The 20,112-nt window shown below is 59.4% G+C and carries 21 protein-coding genes; 3 read left to right on the top strand and 18 right to left on the bottom strand.

Annotated elements, in window-relative coordinates:
• Positions 1-46 precede the first annotated feature (46 nt).
• The 17 genes from NQE15_RS14225 to rfbD form a co-directional block, all read right to left on the bottom strand.
• Complete coding sequence (locus NQE15_RS14225; protein ID WP_265942335.1) at positions 47-817, bottom strand: TrmH family RNA methyltransferase; 771 nt, start codon at positions 815-817, stop codon at positions 47-49.
• On the bottom strand, positions 814-1,404 hold the full coding sequence (gene rnhB / locus NQE15_RS14220; RefSeq protein ID WP_265942334.1) for a ribonuclease HII: 591 nt from the start codon (positions 1,402-1,404) through the stop codon (positions 814-816). Before rnhB ends, NQE15_RS14225 begins: the two co-directional genes overlap by 4 nt.
• A complete protein-coding gene (gene lpxB / locus NQE15_RS14215; protein WP_265942333.1) occupies positions 1,392-2,540 on the bottom strand; it encodes a lipid-A-disaccharide synthase in 1,149 nt (382 codons plus the stop codon). Before lpxB ends, rnhB begins: the two co-directional genes overlap by 13 nt.
• Positions 2,540-3,316, bottom strand: coding sequence for an acyl-ACP--UDP-N-acetylglucosamine O-acyltransferase (gene lpxA, locus NQE15_RS14210; RefSeq protein WP_416336542.1), 777 nt, complete (start codon positions 3,314-3,316; stop codon positions 2,540-2,542). The genes lpxB and lpxA overlap by 1 nt, the downstream gene beginning before the upstream one ends.
• Entirely contained in the window at positions 3,313-3,747 is a 435-nt protein-coding gene (fabZ, locus tag NQE15_RS14205) for a 3-hydroxyacyl-ACP dehydratase FabZ (protein ID WP_265942331.1), read from the bottom strand. The genes lpxA and fabZ overlap by 4 nt, the downstream gene beginning before the upstream one ends.
• A 4-nt stretch (positions 3,748-3,751) precedes the next feature.
• The gene (lpxD, locus tag NQE15_RS14200) at positions 3,752-4,795 is read right to left on the bottom strand and encodes a UDP-3-O-(3-hydroxymyristoyl)glucosamine N-acyltransferase (RefSeq protein WP_265942330.1); all 1,044 of its coding nucleotides are present in this window, start codon (positions 4,793-4,795) and stop codon (positions 3,752-3,754) included.
• Positions 4,795-5,298 carry an OmpH family outer membrane protein gene (locus NQE15_RS14195; protein WP_265942329.1) on the bottom strand — a complete coding sequence of 168 codons (504 nt, stop codon included), beginning with the start codon at positions 5,296-5,298 and terminating at the stop codon, positions 4,795-4,797. Before NQE15_RS14195 ends, lpxD begins: the two co-directional genes overlap by 1 nt.
• A 15-nt stretch (positions 5,299-5,313) precedes the next feature.
• Complete coding sequence (bamA, locus tag NQE15_RS14190; protein WP_265942328.1) at positions 5,314-7,581, bottom strand: outer membrane protein assembly factor BamA; 2,268 nt, start codon at positions 7,579-7,581, stop codon at positions 5,314-5,316.
• Between the two features lie 3 nt (positions 7,582-7,584).
• Positions 7,585-8,952, bottom strand: a complete 1,368-nt coding sequence (gene rseP, locus NQE15_RS14185) for an RIP metalloprotease RseP (RefSeq protein WP_265942327.1) — start codon at positions 8,950-8,952, stop codon at positions 7,585-7,587.
• A complete protein-coding gene (gene ispC / locus NQE15_RS14180) occupies positions 8,949-10,139 on the bottom strand; it encodes a 1-deoxy-D-xylulose-5-phosphate reductoisomerase (protein WP_265942326.1) in 1,191 nt (396 codons plus the stop codon). Before ispC ends, rseP begins: the two co-directional genes overlap by 4 nt.
• Complete coding sequence (locus tag NQE15_RS14175; protein WP_265942325.1) at positions 10,136-10,972, bottom strand: phosphatidate cytidylyltransferase; 837 nt, start codon at positions 10,970-10,972, stop codon at positions 10,136-10,138. Before NQE15_RS14175 ends, ispC begins: the two co-directional genes overlap by 4 nt.
• Entirely contained in the window at positions 10,965-11,726 is a 762-nt protein-coding gene (gene uppS, locus NQE15_RS14170; RefSeq protein WP_265942324.1) for a polyprenyl diphosphate synthase, read from the bottom strand. The genes NQE15_RS14175 and uppS overlap by 8 nt, the downstream gene beginning before the upstream one ends.
• A gap of 28 nt (positions 11,727-11,754) precedes the next feature.
• Entirely contained in the window at positions 11,755-12,312 is a 558-nt protein-coding gene (gene frr, locus NQE15_RS14165) for a ribosome recycling factor (protein WP_265942323.1), read from the bottom strand.
• Positions 12,313-12,321: 9 nt separating this feature from the next.
• Complete coding sequence (gene pyrH, locus NQE15_RS14160; protein ID WP_265942322.1) at positions 12,322-13,038, bottom strand: UMP kinase; 717 nt, start codon at positions 13,036-13,038, stop codon at positions 12,322-12,324.
• A 15-nt stretch (positions 13,039-13,053) separates the two neighbouring features.
• Positions 13,054-13,953, bottom strand: coding sequence for a translation elongation factor Ts (tsf, locus tag NQE15_RS14155; RefSeq protein ID WP_265942321.1), 900 nt, complete (start codon positions 13,951-13,953; stop codon positions 13,054-13,056).
• Between the two features lie 57 nt (positions 13,954-14,010).
• Entirely contained in the window at positions 14,011-14,760 is a 750-nt protein-coding gene (rpsB, locus tag NQE15_RS14150) for a 30S ribosomal protein S2 (protein WP_265942320.1), read from the bottom strand.
• A 189-nt stretch (positions 14,761-14,949) separates the two neighbouring features.
• A complete protein-coding gene (gene rfbD / locus NQE15_RS14145) occupies positions 14,950-15,861 on the bottom strand; it encodes a dTDP-4-dehydrorhamnose reductase (RefSeq protein ID WP_265942319.1) in 912 nt (303 codons plus the stop codon).
• A 115-nt stretch (positions 15,862-15,976) separates the two neighbouring features.
• On the opposite strand from rfbD, the gene map reads away from it, so the two are divergent.
• Genes map through NQE15_RS14130 form a run of 3 tightly spaced genes read left to right on the top strand, consistent with a single transcriptional unit; the run spans position 15,977 to position 19,334 of the window.
• Positions 15,977-16,777: a type I methionyl aminopeptidase gene (map, locus tag NQE15_RS14140; RefSeq protein WP_265942318.1), complete on the top strand. Its 801-nt coding sequence runs from the start codon at positions 15,977-15,979 to the stop codon at positions 16,775-16,777.
• Positions 16,777-19,011 carry a [protein-PII] uridylyltransferase gene (gene glnD / locus NQE15_RS14135; RefSeq protein ID WP_265942317.1) on the top strand — a complete coding sequence of 745 codons (2,235 nt, stop codon included), beginning with the start codon at positions 16,777-16,779 and terminating at the stop codon, positions 19,009-19,011. Before map ends, glnD begins: the two co-directional genes overlap by 1 nt.
• A complete protein-coding gene (locus NQE15_RS14130) occupies positions 18,936-19,334 on the top strand; it encodes an ACT domain-containing protein (protein ID WP_265942316.1) in 399 nt (132 codons plus the stop codon). The genes glnD and NQE15_RS14130 overlap by 76 nt, the downstream gene beginning before the upstream one ends.
• Here NQE15_RS14130 and NQE15_RS14125 read toward each other — a convergent pair.
• Entirely contained in the window at positions 19,331-20,110 is a 780-nt protein-coding gene (locus NQE15_RS14125; protein ID WP_265942315.1) for an S-methyl-5'-thioinosine phosphorylase, read from the bottom strand. The two genes, NQE15_RS14130 and NQE15_RS14125, sit on opposite strands and share 4 nt — an antisense overlap.
• Positions 20,111-20,112: the final 2 nt, after the last annotated feature.

The following is a 20,112-nucleotide window of genomic DNA, read 5'->3' as shown; positions in this document are numbered from 1 at the left end:
CGACGCCGACTGATATCGGCCGAGCGCCCGAAGACCCGCTGGGTCCCTACCCCAGCCGTCGCCGCACCGCCTCGAACAGGCAGACTGCCGCTGCTGCAGCAACGTTCAAGGACTCGACCGCGCCCGGCATTGGAATCTTGATCCGCAGCCGCGCGGCGGCGATCAAATCGGTGCTGACCCCCTGCCCTTCGGCCCCGAATACCCAGGCCAGCGGGCTCTCCAGCTTGGCCGCATAAAGCGAGGTGGCGCCATCGAGACAAGTCACTGCCGTTATCCCGCGATAGTCGGCCATGAAGGTCGCCAGATCGGCTTCTTCGTGGATGGCCAGCACGAAATGAGCGCCCTGCCCGGCGCGCAGAACCTTGGGCGACCAAGCGGCGGCACAACCCGGCGAGAGCAGAACCTGTTTGACGCCGGCTGCTGCTGCCGTGCGCAACAGGGTGCCGACGTTGCCGGGGTCCTGCACCCCATCGAGCAAAACAGAGTCTATTGCGAGGTCGGTCACGGCCTTCCCGGTCGGCATAGCGACGACGGCCAACAGGCCGCTCGGCGTATCGACCAGGCCGAGGTCGCGCAGCAGGGCATCGGCCAGGACCACCGTTTCACGGCCACCGACAAAGCCGGCAATCTCGCCGCCTGCCAGTGCCGACTCGCCGACTACCAGCGTTTCCACCGGACCGATCGCCACTTCATAGGCCTCGACCAGATGGATGCCGTCGAGCAGTGTTTTCCCGGTTTTCCGGCGTTCGCGGCCGGATTCGGCCAGCCGCTTCAACGACTTGAAGAACGGGTTGTCGCGCGACTGGATCAGCTTCATAGCAACGAAAGCTGCTTGGCTACCGGACCGAAAGTGCGGCGATGGACGGGTGAGGCACCATGCTCTTTTAGCGCCAGGCAATGCGCCGCCGTCGGATAGCCCATATGGCGATCGAAGCCATACATGGGATATTGCTCATGCAAGGCCAGCATGCCGCCATCGCGTACTGTCTTGGCGAGGATGGAGGCGGCGGCGATCGAGGCGATCTTGCCGTCACCCTTGACTACCGCCTCGGCGGGTATATCCAGTGGCGGGCAGCGATTGCCGTCGACCATTGCACTGGTCGGCCGCACTGCCAGACCGGCGACCGCACGCTGCATGGCGAGCATGGTGGCATGCAGGATGTTCAGGCGGTCGATTTCCTCGACACTAGCCTCGGCTACCGCCCAGGCCACGGCCCGTTCGCGAATCAGGATGGCGAGCGCATCGCGCTTTTTCTCGCTGAGTTTCTTGGAGTCGTTGAGGCCAGGTATTGGCCGCTCCGGGTCGAGGACAACCGCCGCGGCGACCACAGGCCCGGCCAGCGGACCACGCCCCGCCTCGTCGATGCCACAGACGAGACCGAACGGGACGATCAGTTCAGGCATTCAATGACCGCATTGGCGGCCTTCTCAGCGGTGTTCTGGCGAAGCTGCAGATGGATGTCGGTAAATGCCTCGGCGACGGCGGCCGCGTTTTCCTTGTCCTCGTACAACTTGACCAACGCCTCGGCCAGGTTGTCCGGCGTCGCTTCATCCTGCAGGATTTCCGGCACGACCGAACGCCCGGCCAGGATGTTGGGCAAACCGACAAACGGCTGATACGCCATGCGCTTCATGATCCAGTAGGAAGCCTTGGCGATCTTGTAGGTGATGACCATCGGCCGCTTGATCAGCGCCGCTTCCAGCGTCGCCGTGCCGCTCGCCACCAGCGAGACATCTCCCGCCCCAAGGGCATCCTGGGCATGGCCGAAAAGCAGGCGGAACGGCACGTCGCCGGCTTCCTGCTTGTAGATCGCCATCTCGAACTGCAGACGCGTCTCGCGCGTGGTCAGCGGCACCACGAACAGGGCATTGGGCAGGAAACGTTCACGAATGATCTTGGCGGTCTGCACGAAGGTGTCGGCCATCATTTCCAGCTCGCCCTGCCGGCTTCCCGGCAGGAAGGCGAAAATCGGCACATCACGAGGCAACGACAACTTTTCGCGCACCGCCAGCTTGTTGGTTTCCAGCGGAATGATGTCGGCCAGCGGATGCCCGACGTAGGTCACCGGAATCCGCTCTTTCTCGTAGAGCGGCGGCTCCATCGGAAACAAGGCCAGGACGCAATTGACCGCCTTGGCGATTTTCTTGATCCGCCCGCCCCGCCAAGCCCAGATCGACGGGCTGACGTAGTGGACGGTCTTGACCCCGGCCGCCTTGAGGTCGGTTTCTAGGCCGAGATTGAAATCCGGGGCATCGACACCGATGAAGATATCAGGCCGGATGTCGAACAGGCGTTTTTTGAGCTGGCGACGGATACCGGAAATTTCCCGGTAGTTCTTCAGTGCATCGACATAGCCCATGACCGCCAGTTTTTCCATCGGCCACCAGGCATCGAAGCCCTGGGCTTCCATGCGTGGACCGCCAATGCCGTAGAACACGGCATCCGGCAGCCTGGCTTTCAGGGCAGCGATCAAGTGGCTGGCCAGGAGATCCCCGGAGGCCTCTCCTGCCACCATGGCAATCCGAACCGTACTTCCCATCAGCGGATGATGCCGCGCTTGGAGACTGCCAGGAAATCGACAAAACGCTGGACATCAGGTTGCGTCTTGGCTTCCTCGGCCAGTTTGAGCTTGGCTTCCTCGAGCAGCAGACCGGACTTGTACAGCGTGCGATAGGCGCGCTTCAGTGCAGACAGCGACTCGGCCGTAAATCCTCGGCGCTTCAGGCCTTCGACATTGATGCCGTAAGGAGTCGCCGTGTTACCGGCCGCCATCAGGTAAGGCGGCACGTCCTGCAGAATCACGGTACTGACTGCCGTCATGACATGGGCGCCGATACGGCAAAACTGGTGCACGCCGGTAAAACCGCCAAGAATGGCCCAGTCCTCGACCACAACATGACCGGCCAGTTGGGAATTATTGGCGAAGGTGGTCTTGTTGCCGACCTGGCAATCGTGGGCGATATGCACGTAGGCCATGATCCAGTTGTCGTCGCCGATCCGGGTCACACCGGCATCCTGGACGGTGCCCAGATTGAAGGTGCAGAACTCGCGGATCATGTTGCGATCGCCGATTTCCAAACGGGTCGGCTCGCCGGCGTATTTCTTGTCCTGCGGCACTTCTCCGAGCGAACAGAACTGGAAGATACGATTCTCACGGCCGATGCGGGTATGCCCCTTGATCACCACGTGCGGACCGATCACCGTGTTGTCGCCGATCTCGACGTTCGGACCGACCAGTGAATAGGGGCCGATCTCGACGTTGGCGCCAATTTTGGCACCCGGATCGACAATGGCTGTCGGATGAATCATATTCAGATATCCCGCTTGGCACACATCAGTGTTGCTTCGGCCACCACCTGACCATCAACGCGTGCTTCGGCCTTGTACTTCCAGATACCGCGCATCTGGCGAGCAATCTCGATATGCAGATGCAACTGGTCGCCCGGAGTCACCGGCTTCTTGAAACGACACTCGTCGATTCCGACGAAGTAGAAGACTGAATCGGCGTCCGGCTTGGCATCCATGGTCTTGAACGACAGGATGCCGGCAGCCTGGGCCAGCGCTTCCATGATCAGTACGCCCGGCATCACCGGGTGGTGCGGAAAATGGCCGACGAAATACGGCTCGTTCATCGTGATGTTCTTGTAGGCATGGATCGATTTGCCGGGTATCACTTCAAGCACGCGATCGACGAGCAGGAAGGGATAGCGATGTGGCAAGTGTTCAAGTATTTCGTGAATATCCATTTAATCAAACCTCTCCATCAGTATTCTTAAGTTTTTTCTCAAGTTCGGAAACGCGTTCGGCCAACTTGGCCAGGTGCCGGATTTGAGCCGCGTTATGTAGCCAGTGGCTATGCTCTTCGAGCGGAAAAACACTGGTGTACTGCCCGGGCTTCGTTATATTTTTCATGACTAGAGAGCCACCGGAAATTACCGCGCCCGACGCGATCGTCACGTGCCCGGCGATCATCGCCGCTCCCCCAACGATTACGTTGTCCTGCAGCGTCACGCTGCCGGCAATCGCCGCGCAGGCGGCTATCACACAATGCTTGCCGATCACGCAGTTGTGACCGATCTGGATCTGGTTGTCGAGCTTGCAACCATCACCAATCAGGGTGTCGTCGAGCGCCCCACGGTCGATTGTCGTACTGGCCCCGATTTCGACATCGCTACCAATCACCACCCGGCCGATCTGGGGAATCTTTACCCATTGCCCCTGGTCCGGCGCGAAGCCAAAACCGTCGGCACCGATGACGACGCCGGAATGGATGATGGCATTGCGGCCAATTTCGCAAGCGGCGTAAATAATGACATTGGGATACAAAACACTGCCATCGCCAACCTTGACGCCCTCGCCAAGCACGCACCCGGCCTGAATGGCGACGCCCTCGCCCAGCACCACGCCCCGCCCGATGCTGACATTTGGCCCGATACTGGCGCTGGCCGGCAGTTCCGAGGCGGTATGCGCCGCTGGATGAACACCGGGTGCGCTAGGTACTCGCGGATTAAGTAGCGTCGCCAGACGCGCGTAATAGGCGTAGGGATTCCGGGTCACAATCCGCGGCAAACCGACCGCATCAGCGAAATCCGGTGACACGATAACCGCCGATGCCCTGGTCGTCTGTAACTGGCTTTTGTATTTCAGGTTGGCCAGGAAGGCAATGTCGCCCTCGCTGGCTGACGCCAGGGTCGCAACCTGCCGAATCTGAATTTGCGCGTCACCAAGCACATCGCCGCCCAGACGGGCGGCGATTTCGGCCAGCGAAAGGGCGACAGCCGCTGCGCCGGGCATTACTTGCCTTCGGCGAGCGCCTTGATCACGCGATCGGTAATGTCCAGACGGGGGCTGACCCAAACGACGTCCTGCAGAACAAGATCAAACTTGTCCGCTTCGGCAATCTGCTTGATAGCCTTGTTGGCTTTTTCAATGACCGCGGCGTTTTCCTCGTTCTGACGCAGGTTCAGGTCTTCACGGAATTCACGCTGCTTGCGCTGGAATTCGCGCGACAATTCGCCGAATTCCTTTTCCTTGGCGCGACGGTCACTTTCAGCCATGGTCACGGCATTCTTTTCCAGATTTTCCTGCAGGCCCTGCAACTGCTTGGCCATGCGCTGCAAATCCTGATCACGCTTGGCAAATTCGCCTTCGAGCTTCTTTGCCGCCTTCTGCGCAGCCGGCGCATCACGGAAAATGCGCTGCGTATTGACATAGCCGACTTTCAATTCCGCCGCGCTAGCCCCAGTCACGAACAAGGCCGACATTAAAGAGGCGAGAACTAGAGACTTAACTTTCAAGATGACACTCCTGAATCAAAAAGTGGTGCCCAACTGAAACTGGAAGGATTCCGACTTGTCGTTATCCTGCTTGTTGAGCGGTAAACCGAAACTGAACTTCAGCGGCCCGATCGGCGAGATCCAGGCGGCAGAGAGACCGGTAGAATACCGCAGATCGCCCAACGCAATGTTCTGACCCTTGCCATAGACTTGCCCGGCATCGAAGAACCACCCCATGCGCAGGCTCTTTTCCATGCCGGGAATGCTCCACAACAGTTCGGCATTGCCGACTACCCGGCGATTGCCGCCAATACGAAAGTCTTCAGTGATGGGACCAAGCGAAGACGCCTTATAGCCCCGTACCGAACTGACACCACCGGCGTAAAAATTCTTGTAGAACGGCAGACCCTTGCCGCCGTAACCGTCGGCATAGCCCAATTCACCATTCAGCATCAAGGTAAATTTGGTGTTCAACGGGATGAAGTGTTGAAGCTGGTAGTTGGCGCGGTAATAGGTCAAGTCACCTCCCGGCACCGCCACTTCGATGCCTGCCTTCTGGAAGGTGCCCTTGGTCGGGAAGAAGAAGCTGTCCTTGCCGTCACTGGCCCAGTTCAAGCTGAGCGGAACGGACAGGTTGCTGTCGCCAAAATCACTGACGAAATCCTGATAGTACTTTGGACTATCAGGATAGACGGTGATTTCAGTGAAATCGACGCCCAATCCAAGACCTAAAGACTGCTTCTCGCCGATCGGGAAACCGAAGCGAATGCCACCGCCGGTCGATGCCGAACTGTAGTATGCAATCGCCGTCGAACTAGTGTTAACCGTACGATGATAGACATCGAACCCCTGGCTCACGCCATCGGGCGTGAAATATGGGTTGGTATAGGAAAACACGTAGGTACGATAGGATTTTGCCGAATTGACCTGGATCGAGACGTTATTGCCACTGCCCAGAAAATTGTTCTGGGCGATGGAACCGGAAAGAATGACCTTGTCGGTACTTGAAGTGCCCAGACCAAGCATCAGATTTCCGGTGGGCTTTTCAGTCACCTTCAGATTCACATCCAGTTGGTCGGCCGTCCCCGGAACAGCCGGCGTTTCGACGATCACATCGGTGAAGAAACCGAGCCGGTCGATCCGTTGCTTCGAGACCGTCACACGGTCGGCATCGTACCAGCCGCCTTCCATCTGGCGAATTTCGCGACGAATCACTTCATCGCGCGTTTTGGTATTGCCGCTCACATTTATGCGCCGGACATACACACGCTTGCCCGGATCGACAAAAATGGTAAAGGCGACCTTACGCTTTTCCTTATCGATTTCCGGTGCCGCATTGACATTGGCAAAGGCATAACCTTCCTTGCCAAGGCGATCACCAATTGCCTTGGTCGACTCGTTCAGACGCTCACGGGAGAATACGTCGCCCGGCTTAACCAAGACCAGCTTGCGAAGCTCGTCCTCGGAAATCGTGAAATCACCGGCCAGCTTGACTGAGGAAACCTGATAACGATCCCCCTCACTCACATTGATCGTGATGTAAACATCCTGCTTATCGGGAGAAATGGAAACCTGGGTCGATTCGACACTGAATTCCAGATAACCCTGATTCATGTAGAACGATTTCAGCTTCTCCAGATCAGCCGAAAGCTTTTGTCGGGAATACTGGTCATTCTTGGTATACCAGGTCAGCCAACCAGGTGTCGTCAGTTCGAACTGACTCAACAATTCCTTGTCGTTGAACGCCTTGGTACCGACCAGATTGATCTGCTTGATCCTGGCGGCCACGCCTTCTTCAACGTTGAAATTGATACCGACCCGGTTGCGTTCCAGCGGCGTTACGGTAGTCGTGATATTGACGCCGTATTTGCCGCGCGTCAGGTATTGGCGCTTGAGCTCCTGCTCGGCCTTCTCCAGCAGGGCACGGTCGAAGATGCGGCCTTCGGCAATTCCGGTTTCCTTGAGCGCCTTGACGATGACATCTTTCTCGAATTCCTTCATGCCGATGAAATCGAGCTTGGCAATGGCCGGGCGCTCCTGAACCACAACGACCATCACATTCTGGTCGACCTCAATCCGGACATCCTTGAAGAACCCGGTGGCAAATAGCGCCTTGATCGATTGCGCGGCCTTTTCGTCATTCAGCGTATCGCCGACCTTGACCGGCAGGTAGCTGAACACCGTCCCGGCTTCGGTGCGCTGAATTCCCTCAACCCGGATATCCTTGACCGCAAAAGGCTCGAAGGCCAGCGCGGGTGCGGCGAAAACACTGGCGATCAGGACAGACAACAGGGATTTATTCATTATTCAGCCGAAGAACAGGCGATTCAAGTCGTTAAAAAAGGCGAAAGCCATCAAGACGAATAATATGGAAACGCCAACTTGCTGTGCGATTCCCATGGCCCGCTCTGTAAGGGGCCGTCGTCTGACGACTTCGATCATATGATACAGCAAATGCCCACCATCCAGCACCGGGATAGGCAGCAGATTCAGGACCCCGAGGCTGATGCTGACCAGCGCCATAAACTTAATGTAGTAATCGAATCCAAGTTTTGCAGATTGCCCTGCATAGTCGGCAATCGTCACCGGGCCGGAGAGGTTTTTCAATGACACTTCGCCAGTCAGCATCTTGCCCATCATGACGAGACTGAATGCTGATTTATCCCAGGTTTCCTTCAAGGCTTTGCCCCCTGCCTCGAAGAAACCGTAGCGGACAAAGGTCCTCACTTCGCGGCGAAATTGACCGTCGTCCGCAACCGCCACGCCGATCTTGCCGACCAACCGGCCGCGCTCGGGATGGCCTTCAGGAATCACATCGACCGCAAGAGCCTGCCCCTGCCGCTCCAGTTCAAGATGCAGTGAACGCTCTGTAGCATCGCGAATAATCAATACCAGTTCATGCCAGGCAGCTATCGGCCGTCCATCCACCGCCAGCACATGATCCCCCACTTGCAGACCAGCCCGCTCACCGGGGCCGCCTGCAACAACCTTGCCGAGTACCGCGGGGAGATTAGGACGATAGAAGCCGATCCCGAGACGTTCCAGTGCGTCGCCTTCCCAACCCTGTTCGCCAGCCGCAGCCAGGTAAAGACGGCGGACGGCAATTTCGTTTCGCTCGTTGACAACCTCCAGCTCGGTGCTCTCCTGCTCGACCGCCTTCTGCAACAGCAGCCAGCGCAGGTCGTTCCAGGTGGAAACCGGTTGACCATCGACCGCCCTGACCTGCTCGCCATTGCTGATCGAGGCCATCGCTGCCGGCGTTCCGGCAGGTGGCGTACCGAGGATGGGCATCAACTCTTCGCTGCCCAGCATGAATACAGCCCAGTAGAGCAGAATGGCCAAGGCAAAATTGGCCAGCGGCCCGGCCACCACAATCAGACTGCGCTTGCCAACCGATTGTCGATTGAAGGCGCGATGCGCCTCTTCAGGCAATACCTCGCCCTCGCGTTCGTCCAGCATCTTGACGTAGCCACCGAGCGGAAAAATGCTGACCGCCCATTCGGTCTGGTCACGGCCCAGACGTTTCTGCCAGAGGACCCGCCCGAAGCCGATCGAGAAACGCAGCACTTTGACGCCGCACAAACGCGCTACCGCATAGTGTCCATATTCGTGGACAACGATCAGGACTCCGAGCACCACCACGAAAGCGGCGAGATAGAATGGAAGTTCGCTCACGCGAAACGACGTTCCCGTATCATTTGCCCGGCCACGCGACGCGCCTCGGCATCGGCCGCCAGAACATCGCCCAGACTACCTTCCGGCCCCGCTGGCAGCGCTGTCAGCACCGCTTCATTGAGCTGGGCGATGCCCAAAAAAGGCAGCTGACGTTCGAGAAATGCCGCCACCGCGACTTCATTGGCCGCATTGAGAATCGCCGAGGCCGTCCCCCCCTCGCACAAAACATCGTAGGCGAGTTGCAGACAACGAAAACGCGCGAAGTCCGGCGCCGAAAAATCCAGGCGAGCAATTTTGAACAGATCCAGCGACTCAACCCCGGCATCGATGCGCTCCGGGTAGGCCATCGCATAGGCAATCGGCGTCCGCATGTCCGGATTGCCCAGTTGGGCCAACACCGAGCCATCAACATATTGGACCGCCGAATGCATGACGCTCTGCGGGTGAACCACCACTTGGATCATTTCCGGCGGTGCGGCGAAAAGCCAGTGCGCCTCGATCACCTCCAGCCCCTTGTTCATCATGGTCGCTGAATCGACCGATATCTTGCGCCCCATCACCCAGTTGGGATGGGCACAGGCGGCCTCGGGCGTCACTTCGCAGAGTTCCGACAACGGTGTGTTGCGGAACGGCCCGCCGGATGCCGTGAGGAAGATTTTCCGTACCCCACACGCCGCCAAGCCTCGAGCAAAATCGGCCGGCAAGGACTGGAAAATGGCATTGTGCTCGCTGTCCACCGGCAACAGCGTCGCGCCATGCTCCCGAACCGCCTGCATGAACAACTCGCCAGCCATGACGAGCACTTCCTTGTTGGCCAGCATCACCTTCTTGCCAGCCCTGGCTGCGGCCAGGGTCGGTTCAAGACCGGCGGCGCCGACGATGGCAGCCATCACCGAATCGACTTCGGGCAACGAAGACAACTCGACCAGTGCCTCAACACCATGGCGCACTTCGGTATCGAGACCGGCCTGACGACAGCGTTCGGCCAACCGGCCGGCCAGTTGCACATCGCGCAAGACGGCGAAACGCGGACGAAACTCGAGGCACTGCTCGAACAATTTGTCGAGCTGGCTGTGGGCACAGAGTGCGAAAGCCTGATAGCAATCGGGATGACGCCGGATGATATCCAGCGTGCTGACACCGATCGAACCGGTGCAACCCAGTACCGTGACGTTCTGGACTTTCATGTCGGGGGATGAATCAAGAGCAGCCAGAGCAGCGCGACAACTGGCAGGGTCGAAGTCAGGCTGTCGATGCGGTCAAGGACGCCGCCATGTCCCGGCAGAATATTGCTGCTGTCCTTGATCCCGGCCTTGCGTTTCAACAGCGACTCATAGAGATCGCCAACGATGCTGATCACCGTCACAGCGATCAGCGCAACGATCCACATGGGCAGGGGAAGGATGTCCAGCCCGAATATTTGCCGGACAACCAGGCCATAAACCACCACACCGACCACCGCGCCAAGTGCCCCTTCGCGGGTTTTCCCCGGGCTGATCGAGGGCGCCAGCTTGTGCTTGCCAAAAGCCTTGCCGGAAAAATAGGCGGCGATATCCGCCATCCAGACGACTGCGAAGATACCGAGCAGCACACCGGGGCCGAGCACACGCAATTGGACCATGGCCAGCCAGGTCGGCAGCAAAACCACGGCGCCGACCAGAAGACCGATCGGACCGGCCAGCGCCCATTTTTTCTGCAGCCAGAAAGGCATGACCAGGCACCAGAAAATCGCCGCTACGCCATACGCCGCCAGCACCCAACTAACCGCCAGGCCGCCAAGGCCTGCGCTGCCGATGGCTACGGGATCAATGAGCGAGGCGACGGCACAGATTAGCGCAGTAACCAGACCTAGCGTCACCCGGCCCGTCGCACGCCAGCCCAGCAATGCCCCCCACTCCCAGCCGGCAATGCCGATGAAGGCGGCGACCAGCAGTGCCCAGTAATTCTGTGGCAGAAAGAAAAGTGCAGGCAGCAGCAGGGCAACCAGGACCAGCGCGGTAATAACGCGCGTCTTAAGCATTCGGCTTTTCCGCGATCTGCTCGCTGGTCCGTCCAAAACGGCGCTCGCGCTGCTGGAAGGAGGCGATCGCTTTGTCAAACTCCACCGTGTCGAAATCCGGCCACAGCGTCGGCGTGAAAAAGAGTTCGGTATAAGCCAGTTGCCAGAGCAGGAAATTGCTGATGCGCTCCTCGCCGCCAGTACGGATGAACAGATCCGGTTCCGGTGCAAAACTCATCGCCAGATGCGGTTCGAGATCGGCTTCGTTCCAGCCTTCGCGCTTTTCTGGCTGCGCCTCGAGCATCCGGTTCATCGCCTGCATGATGTCCCAGCGGCCGCCATAGTTGGCGGCAATGGTCAAATCGAGACGGGTATTGCCGGCAGTCTGACTTTCCGCCTGGCGTATCAATTGCTGCAGGCGCGGCTCGAAAGCCGACAGTTCGCCGACCACGCGCAAGCGAACACCATTACGGTCAAGCTTCTCGACCTCTTGCTCCAGCGCCTTGACGAACAACTGCATGAGCAGGGAAACCTCTTCCTGCGGCCGTCGCCAGTTTTCGGAAGAAAACGCGAACAGGGTCAGGTACTGGACGCCGCGCTCAAGACAGGCGCGAACCATTTCGCGCACCAGTTCGACGCCTTTGACATGCCCTGCGACACGCGGCAGGAAGCGTTTTTTGGCCCAGCGACCGTTGCCGTCCATAATGACGGCGACGTGACGGGGCACAGCTGCCGCCGGGGGAACCTGTCGCGTTGAACTCGAAAAAAGTGCCATTCAGCCGGCAATCAGCCTGAGCAGGCGATCAAACCTGCATCAGCTCGGCCTCTTTGACGGCGAGCATCTTGTCGACTTCGACGATGAATTTGTCTGTCAGCTTCTGAATATCGTCCTGTGCCTTGCGCTCGTCGTCTTCCGGAATTTCGCCCTTTTTCAGGGCGTCCTTCAGATGCGCAATGGCGTCACGCCGCAGATTGCGAATGGCGACCTTGGCACCTTCGCCTTCATTCTTGACGATCTTGGTCATTTCCTTGCGCCGCTCTTCGGTCAGTGCCGGCATCGGCACGCGAATCAGGTCGCCCTGCGAGGCCGGATTCAGGCCGAGGTCGCAATCACGAATCGCCTTCTCGACCTTTTGCAGCATGGGTTTCTCCCAAGGCTGGACGCCGATGGTGCGGGCATCGACCAGGGTGATATTGGCCACCTGATTGACCGGCACCATGGAGCCGTAATAGTCGACCTGAACATGGTCGAGCAGGCCGATATGAGCCCGGCCGGTACGGACTTTCTGAAGATCGTTCTTCAGGGCATCCAGCGTTTTTTGCATCTTGCTTTCGGCTGTTTTTTTCAGTTCCGGAATCATCTTCTTTCCTCAGCAATAGACCAGCGTGCCTTCGTCTTCACCGCAGACCACGCGCTTCAGCGCACCGGCCTTGAAAATCGAAAACACATTGATCGGCAATTTTTGATCGCGACAAAGCGCGAAAGCGGTCGCATCCATCACCGCCAGATTCTGGGAGATCGCTTCATTGAAGCTGATCCGGTCAAAGCGTGTCGCCGCCGGATCCTTCTTGGGATCGGCCGTGTAGATACCATCGACTTTGGTCGCCTTGAGGACGATCTCGGCGCCGATTTCCGAACCGCGCAATGCTGCAGCGGTGTCAGTCGTGAAAAACGGGTTGCCGGTACCGGCTCCGAAGATCACGATCTTGCCTTCTTCCAGGTAGCGGATGGCCTTGCCGCGAATGTAGGGCTCGACCACCTGCTCGATATTCAATGCCGACTGCACACGGGCATTCAGACCGCCCTGGCGCATGGCATCGGACAGGGCCATGGCATTCATCACCGTGGCCAACATGCCCATGTAATCTGCAGTGGCTCTATCCATTCCGGTGGCCGTACCGGCCATGCCGCGGAAGATGTTGCCACCGCCGATCACGACACCGATTTCCACACCCATGTCGGCGACCGCCTTAATCTCTCCAACAATCGTCGCGATGGTCTGCGGATTGATGCCGTAGGCGTCGTTGCCCATCAGGGCCTCGCCGGAGAGTTTCAGGAGAATTCGCTTGTACTGGGGTGCGGTCATCGGCATTCCTTTCAATTACTTCTTGGCAGCAGCAGCGGCAGCCTGGGCAGCCACTTCGGCAGCGAAGTCGTCAACCTTCTTCTCGATGCCTTCACCGACGATGAACAGCGTGAAGGAGGCAACCGAAGCGCCCTTTTCCTTCAGCAGTTGTTCGATGGTCTGCTTGCCGTCGGCAGCCTTGACGAAGACTTGACCGAGCAGGGTAACGTCCTTCAGGTACTTCTGGACGGTACCTTCGGCGATCTTTTCCAGCATCGCTTCCGGCTTGCCGGCTTCGCGGGCCTTTTCGATGGCGACACGACGCTCGGTATCGAGCAGGTCGGACGACACACCGGAAGCATCCAGCGACTTCGGCTTGGAAGCGGCGATGTGCATGGCCAGATCCTTGCCCAGTTGCTCGTCGCCACCGACTACGTCAACCATGACGCCGACCTTGGCACCACCGTGGATGTAGGAAACCAGCTTACCCTTGGCTTCGAAACGAACGAAGCGGCGGATCGCCATGTTTTCGCCGATCTTGCCGACCAGTGCGGAACGGGTCGATTCGACGGTACCTTCGCCCATCGGCAGCGCGGACAGCGCAGCGACGTCAGTCGGGTTATTGGCAGCGACCAGCGCAGCGGACCCATTGGCCAGCGCGATGAATTCGTCGTTCTTGGCGACGAAGTCAGTTTCGCTGTTGACTTCGATGATGGCACCCAGCTTGCCGTCAGCAGAGATGCTGACTGCCACGATACCTTCTGCAGCGATACGGGTAGCGGCCTTGGTCGCCTTGTTGCCGAGTTTGACGCGGAGGATTTCCTCGGCCTTGGCCATGTCGCCATCGGCTTCGGTCAACGCCTTCTTGCATTCCATCATGGGTGCGTCGGTCTTGCCGCGCAGTTCTGCCACCATGCCTGCGGTAATTGCCGCCATACTTAATTCTCCTGAACTTATCAAACAGGCGGAGCCTGAGGCCCCGCCGTTACAAGCTTATTGTGCCGATTCTTCCTGAACTTCGACGAACTCGTCATCGCCACCGGCGGCAACGATTTCCTGGAGAACCTGGCTACGGCCCTCGAGGATGGCGTCGGCAACACCACGGGCGTACAGCTGAATGGCGCGCGAGGAGTCATCGTTACCCGGGATGACGTAAGCGACGCCGTCCGGGGAATGGTTGGTATCGACCACGCCGATGACCGGAATGCCAAGCTTTTCGGCTTCGGTGATGGCGATCTTGTGGTAGCCGACGTCGATGACGAAGATGGCATCGGGCAGACCAGCCATGTCCTTGATGCCGCCAATGGACTTCTGCAGCTTTTCCAGTTCGCGACGGAAGGTCAGCGCTTCCTTCTTCGGCATGCGCTCGAGTTCGCCGGCTTCGACAGCCAGTTCCATATCCTTGAGACGCTTGATCGAGGTCTTGACCGTCTTGAAGTTGGTAAGCATACCGCCCAGCCAGCGCTGATCAACGAACGGCGCACCGGCACGCAGTGCTTCTTCGCCGATGATTTCGCGGGCCTGGCGCTTGGTGCCGACGAACAGGATGTTGCCGCGATTGGAGGACAGCTTCTTCACGAAAGCGATGGCTTCGTTGTACTTGGCCAGGGTCTTTTCGAGATTGACGATATGAATCTTGTTGCGCGCACCGAAGATGTACGGAGCCATCTTGGGGGACCAGAAACGGGTTTGGTGGCCGAAGTGCACACCGGCCTCCAGCATTTGACGCATGGTAACGGACATACTAAAACTCCTTAAGGGTTGAACCGCCACCCGCCGGAAACGCCCGCCATTCTTGTATTCTGGCGCGCACCCTTAATCGGCGGATGTGTGGATTTTGGTTGCACACACTTTGTGCACAACCGTTCTTTTCAGCCATGTCGGCCGAGAAAAACCCGCAGATTATAGCAGCAGAATAGCCGCCCTAAAAGCTCAATAACCGTTCTGCTTCAGGGCCAGCAGTTGCAGCATGCGTTCGAGGTAAGACTGCCAATCGGGCATCTGGAGCCCGAAGTCCGTTTCGAGGCGAGTGCAGTCGAGTCGCGAATTGACTGGTCGACGGGCCGGCGTCGGATATTCGGCCGTCGCAATTGCCCGGATCGCCTCGGCCTGCAGGCGCAGATCGAAGCCTGGCATCACCCCGGCAAGACCAACGATGGTTTGGGCAAATTCGCACCAACTGACCGGCCGTGCCGCCGCCAGGTGATACAGCCGGTTCTCGCCGCTTTCCAGGACCTGGCCGCGCAGCAGCATGGCCAGCACGACTCCGGTGACGGTCGCAATCAGTGCTGCCGGGGTCGGCGATCCGATCTGGTCATCGACCACATTGATACTCTCCTTGTCGCGCGCCAGACGCAGGATGGTCTTCACGAAATTGCCGCCACGCGCCCCGAACACCCAACTGGTACGAAAAATCAGCGATTTGCCGCCGACCGCCCGGATCGCCGCCTCGCCAGCCAGCTTGGTCGCCCCATAGACGCTTTGCGGACAGGTCGGATCGCTCTCGACCCACGGGGTGGTCTTGGTGCCGTCATAGACATAATCGGTTGAGTAATGCACCAGCAAGCCCCCCAGTCGGGCAGCCTCTTCCGCCAGAACGCCCGGCGCCTCGGCATTGATCCGCTGCGCCAGCGCCACCTCCGATTCCGCCTTGTCGACGGCCGTGTAGGCAGCGGCATTGACGATCACCGACGGCTTTATTTGACGAACCACGGAACGAATGCGGTCCAGGTCGGCCAAATCGCACTCGGCACGACCACAGGCAAGCACGCGACCATGCGGAGCCAGTGAGCGTTGCAACTGCCAGCCGACCTGACCATCTTTACCCAGAAGAAGAATGCTCATAGACCTAGCGTTTAACCGGAAAGGTGCCAAGTATGCCATCAGACCAAGGCCGGCTTTGAGAAACAGCCCCCATCATTTATCCTTCCCAATCCCCTAAACGCCAGATAGAACAGCCATGAGCATCACCATCAAGACGCCCGAAGAAATCGAAAAAATGCGCGTCGCCGGACGCCTCGCCGCCGAGGTTCTCGACTACATCGAACCCTTCGTCAAGGCCGGCGTCACCACCGAAGAACTCGACCGCCTCTGCCATGACCTGATGGTCAATATCCAGGGCTGCATCCCCGCCCCGCTCAATTACGCGCCCTCCGGCTACGATCCCTACCCGAAGTCGATCTGCACCTCGATCAACCAGCAGGTCTGCCATGGCGTGCCTGGCGACCGCGTGCTGAAAAACGGGGACATCATCAACCTCGACATCACCACCATCAAGGACGGCTACCACGGCGACACCAGTCGCATGTTCATCGTCGGCGAAGGCTCGATCCAGGCCAAACGCCTCTGCGAAATCACCTTTGAATGCATGTGGCTGGGCATTTCCGTCGTCAGACCGGGGGGCTATCTCGGCGATATCGGTGCGGTCATCCAGAAATACGCCGAGAAAAACGGCTATTCGGTCGTCCGCGAATTCTGCGGCCACGGCATCGGCAAGAAATTCCATGAAGACCCACAGGTCCTGCACTACGGCAAGGCCGGCACTGGCCCCCGGCTGGAGCCCGGCATGATGTTCACCATCGAGCCGATGATCAACGCCGGCAAGGCAGCGATCCGCGAGATGGCCGACGGCTGGACCATCGTCACCAAGGACCGCAGCCTCTCCGCCCAATGGGAACACACCCTGCTGGTCACCGAAACCGGTTACGAAGTGATGACCCTCTCCGCCGGTTGCCGTCCGAAACCGGACTGGATCAAGTAATGTCGATCGATGTCGCGGCGCTACGCGCCGAAGTCAAGAACCGCCAAAACCAGCTGCAACAGGAATACGAACAAGCCGGGGATGCCAGGAGCCTGCTTCGCCAGCGCTGCGCACTGGTCGACGACATACTCAAACAGCTCTGGGCTTCGCTCAACTTTCCCGCATCGCTGACCCTCGCTGCGGTCGGTGGCTATGGCCGGGGCGAACTCTACCCGGCGTCCGACATCGATCTGCTGATTCTGTTGCCGCAGGAAGCCAGCGCCACGGTGCAGGCCAAACTGGAACGCCTGATCGGCCATTTCTGGGACATCGGCCTGGAAATTGGCCACAGCGTGCGCACCATCCAGGACTGTCTGACGGAAGCCGCCAAGGACATCACGGTCCAGACAGCACTGCTCGAAGCCCGTCTGCTGACCGGCAACGCGAAGCTGTTCGCGACCTTCGAGAAGCGCCTGCGCGGCAACCTCGACCCCCTGGTCTTCTTCGAGGCCAAGCGCCTTGAGCAGCAGGAACGCTACCAGCGCTTCAACGAAACCCCCTACAGCCTGGAGCCGAACTGCAAGGATTCCCCCGGCGGCCTGCGCGATCTCCAGGTCATCTTCTGGATTGCCCAGGCAGCCGGCTACGGCTCGACCTGGGCCGACCTCGAGAAGAACGGCTTCCTGACGCCGGAGGAACAAGCCCAGGGCGAACAGTACGAGGAATACCTGCGCCATCTGCGCATCCGCCTGCATTACACGGCCAGCCGACGTGAAGACCGCCTGCTCTTCGACTACCAGAATTCGCTGGCAACCAAACTCGGCTTTGCCTCGACCGAGGCCCGCCGCGCATCGGAACAGCTGATGCAGGAGTATTACCGGAACGCCAAGGCGGTCACCCTGCTCAACACCATCCTGCTCCAGAACATGGGTGCCGCCCTCGCTCCGGAAGATGAACAGGTGCCGCAGATGCTCGACGACAATTTCCAGTCGGTTGGCAATTTGCTCGACATCCGAGACGAAAACCTGTTCCAACGCGCCCCGGCAGCGATTCTCGACAGTTTTCTGGTCATGCAGGAGAGTCATGAACTGCACGGCATGACCGCCCGCACGCTGCGCGCCCTGTGGCGCGCCCGCGAACTGATCACCCCCGAATTCCGCGCTGCCCCGGAAAATTGCGCCGCCTTCATCCGGCTGTTCCAGAGCGAACAAGGCGTGGTCCACGAATTCCGGCGCATGAACCAGCTCGACATCCTCGGCGCCTACCTGCCCAACTTTGGTCGCATCGTCGGCCAGATGCAGCACGACCTCTTCCACGTCTACACGGTTGACCAGCATATCCTGCAGGTCCTGCGCAACCTGCGCCGCTTCACGATGAGCGAGTTCGCCCACGAGTACCCGCTCTGCTCGCGCATCGTCAGCGAACTCGATCGTCCGTGGCTGCTCTATGTTGCCGCCCTCTTCCACGATATCGCCAAGGGCCGCGGCGGCGACCACTCAGCACTCGGCACGGTCGATGCGCAGGACTTCTGCGAACAGCACGGACTCGATGCCGAAGACAGCGAATTGGTTGTCTGGCTGGTCAAGAATCATCTGGTCATGTCGCAAGTCGCCCAGAAGGAAGACCTGACCGACCCCGACGTGATCGCCGCTTTCAGCCGTCTGGTCGGCGATACCCGTCACCTCGCAGCAATTTACCTGCTCACCCACGCCGACATCCGCGGCACCAGCCCGAAGGTCTGGAACCAGTGGAAAGGCAAGCTGCTGGCCGATCTTTACTATTTGACCCTGCACCACTTGACCCAGGGCGAAGCCCGGCACCGCACGGCATCATCGCCGAGCGACAGTCCGAAGCGATGCGTCTGCTGCGCTTCTTCGCCCTCTCGGACACCGTGCATGAACGGCTCTGGAAGCAGCTCGACACCGTCTATTTCCTGCGTCATTCGGCCGAAGAAATCGCCTGGCACACGCGTGCCCTGCACTACCGCATCTTCAACAACCAGCCGGTGGTGCGCGCCCGCCTTTACCAGGATGGCGAAGGCTTGCAGGTCATGGTCTACACCCAGGACCAGCCCGACCTCTTCGCCCGCATCGTCGGCTTCTTCGCCCGTAACGGCTACAGCATCGTCGATGCCAAGATCCACACCACGGCTCACGGTTATGCGCTGGACAGCTTCGTCGTGCTCGACGTCGAAAATCGCGACAACAATCGGGAAATGGTGCCCTACATCGAGCACGAAATGGAACAGCGCCTGATGCGGCAATTACCGCCGGAAGCCCCGTCGCAGGGTCGTCTGTCGCGCCAGGTCAAGCACTTCCCGATCAAGCCAGAGGCCAGCATCCTGGGCGACGAAAAAGGCGCCCATTTCATCCTCTCGCTGGTTGCCGCCGACCGCCCCGGCCTGCTTTACACCGTCGCCATCACGCTGGCCGAACACGGTGCCAACCTGCACACCGCCAAGATCACCACCCTCGGCGAGCGCGCCGAAGACGTGTTCCTGATCAGCGGCGGCGACCTGCGCGAAAGCGCCAGCCGCATCCGCCTCGAAACGGAGCTCATGGAGCGGCTGAAGGTTTAAGCCGAATCCGGTGTTCCGGCTGGCGGCTGGGGAATTTCCTGGCAGCCGACCAGTTTTTCGATGATCGCCTTGACCCGGCCCATCGCCTCCTGAAGCACGACATCGAGGCTTTCAAAATGGATGCCAGTGGCACTGCTGCCCCGCCCCGCCGCATGGTTGGCAACAACATTGATGGCGGCATAGGGCAAGCCGAGTTCGCGCGCCAGGGCCGCTTCCGGCATGCCGGTCATGCCGATCAGGTCGACTCCGTCGCGTTCCAGGCGATTGACTTCGGCCGCCGTTTCGAGGCGCGGTCCCTGGGTAGCGGCATACACGCCACCGACCTTGACCTCCAGTCCCAGCTGCTCGCCGGCTTCGCGAATGCGGCGGCACAGGTCGTGGTCATAGGGTTCGGTGAAGTCGATATGAGTAACCGGCGTACCGGCACCATCGAAATAGGTCGATTTCCGCCCCCAGGTGTAATCGATGATCTGGTTGGGCAGCACGATGTCACCCGGTTGCAGGTCGCCGCGTATGCCGCCAACCGAAGCGACCGAAATGACGCCGGTCGCCTTGTGGTGATGCAGCGCCCACAGATTGGCGCGGTAATTGACCATGTGCGGCGGAATGGTGTGACCGTAGCCGTGACGCGGCAGGAACATCGCCGGCTGGCCACAGATCTGGCCGAAGACTACGGCGCCGGAAGGCTCGCCGTAGGGGGTGCGGACGACTTCGCGATGCGAAACGTCCAGGTTGGAGAGGGTCGTCAGACCACTGCCACCGATGATAGCCAGCATCT

Origin of the sequence: Dechloromonas sp. A34, from assembly GCF_026261605.1 — a bacterium.
Taxonomy (GTDB): domain Bacteria; phylum Pseudomonadota; class Gammaproteobacteria; order Burkholderiales; family Rhodocyclaceae; genus Azonexus.
Note: the sequence above shows the minus strand (reverse complement) of the source record. Positions and strands in the feature narration are given on the sequence as shown.

Excerpts from the sequence above, each read along its gene's own strand:
- NQE15_RS14225 (WP_265942335.1), bottom strand. The coding sequence starts at position 817 with ATGAAGCTGATCCAGTCGCGCGACAACCCGTTCTTCAAGTCGTTGAAG.
- rnhB (WP_265942334.1), bottom strand. The coding sequence starts at position 1,404 with ATGCCTGAACTGATCGTCCCGTTCGGTCTCGTCTGTGGCATCGACGAG.
- lpxB (WP_265942333.1), bottom strand. The coding sequence starts at position 2,540 with ATGGGAAGTACGGTTCGGATTGCCATGGTGGCAGGAGAGGCCTCCGGG.
- fabZ (WP_265942331.1), bottom strand. The coding sequence starts at position 3,747 with ATGGATATTCACGAAATACTTGAACACTTGCCACATCGCTATCCCTTC.
- lpxD (WP_265942330.1), bottom strand. The coding sequence starts at position 4,795 with ATGCCCGGCGCAGCGGCTGTCGCCCTTTCGCTGGCCGAAATCGCCGCC.
- bamA (WP_265942328.1), bottom strand. The coding sequence starts at position 7,581 with ATGAATAAATCCCTGTTGTCTGTCCTGATCGCCAGTGTTTTCGCCGCA.
- ispC (WP_265942326.1), bottom strand. The coding sequence starts at position 10,139 with ATGAAAGTCCAGAACGTCACGGTACTGGGTTGCACCGGTTCGATCGGT.
- NQE15_RS14175 (WP_265942325.1), bottom strand. The coding sequence starts at position 10,972 with ATGCTTAAGACGCGCGTTATTACCGCGCTGGTCCTGGTTGCCCTGCTG.
- uppS (WP_265942324.1), bottom strand. The coding sequence starts at position 11,726 with ATGGCACTTTTTTCGAGTTCAACGCGACAGGTTCCCCCGGCGGCAGCT.
- frr (WP_265942323.1), bottom strand. The coding sequence starts at position 12,312 with ATGATTCCGGAACTGAAAAAAACAGCCGAAAGCAAGATGCAAAAAACG.
- pyrH (WP_265942322.1), bottom strand. The coding sequence starts at position 13,038 with ATGACCGCACCCCAGTACAAGCGAATTCTCCTGAAACTCTCCGGCGAG.
- tsf (WP_265942321.1), bottom strand. The coding sequence starts at position 13,953 with ATGGCGGCAATTACCGCAGGCATGGTGGCAGAACTGCGCGGCAAGACC.
- rpsB (WP_265942320.1), bottom strand. The coding sequence starts at position 14,760 with ATGTCCGTTACCATGCGTCAAATGCTGGAGGCCGGTGTGCACTTCGGC.
- rfbD (WP_265942319.1), bottom strand. The coding sequence starts at position 15,861 with ATGAGCATTCTTCTTCTGGGTAAAGATGGTCAGGTCGGCTGGCAGTTG.
- map (WP_265942318.1), top strand. The coding sequence starts at position 15,977 with ATGAGCATCACCATCAAGACGCCCGAAGAAATCGAAAAAATGCGCGTC.
- glnD (WP_265942317.1), top strand. The coding sequence starts at position 16,777 with ATGTCGATCGATGTCGCGGCGCTACGCGCCGAAGTCAAGAACCGCCAA.
- NQE15_RS14125 (WP_265942315.1), bottom strand. The coding sequence starts at position 20,110 with ATGCTGGCTATCATCGGTGGCAGTGGTCTGACGACCCTCTCCAACCTG.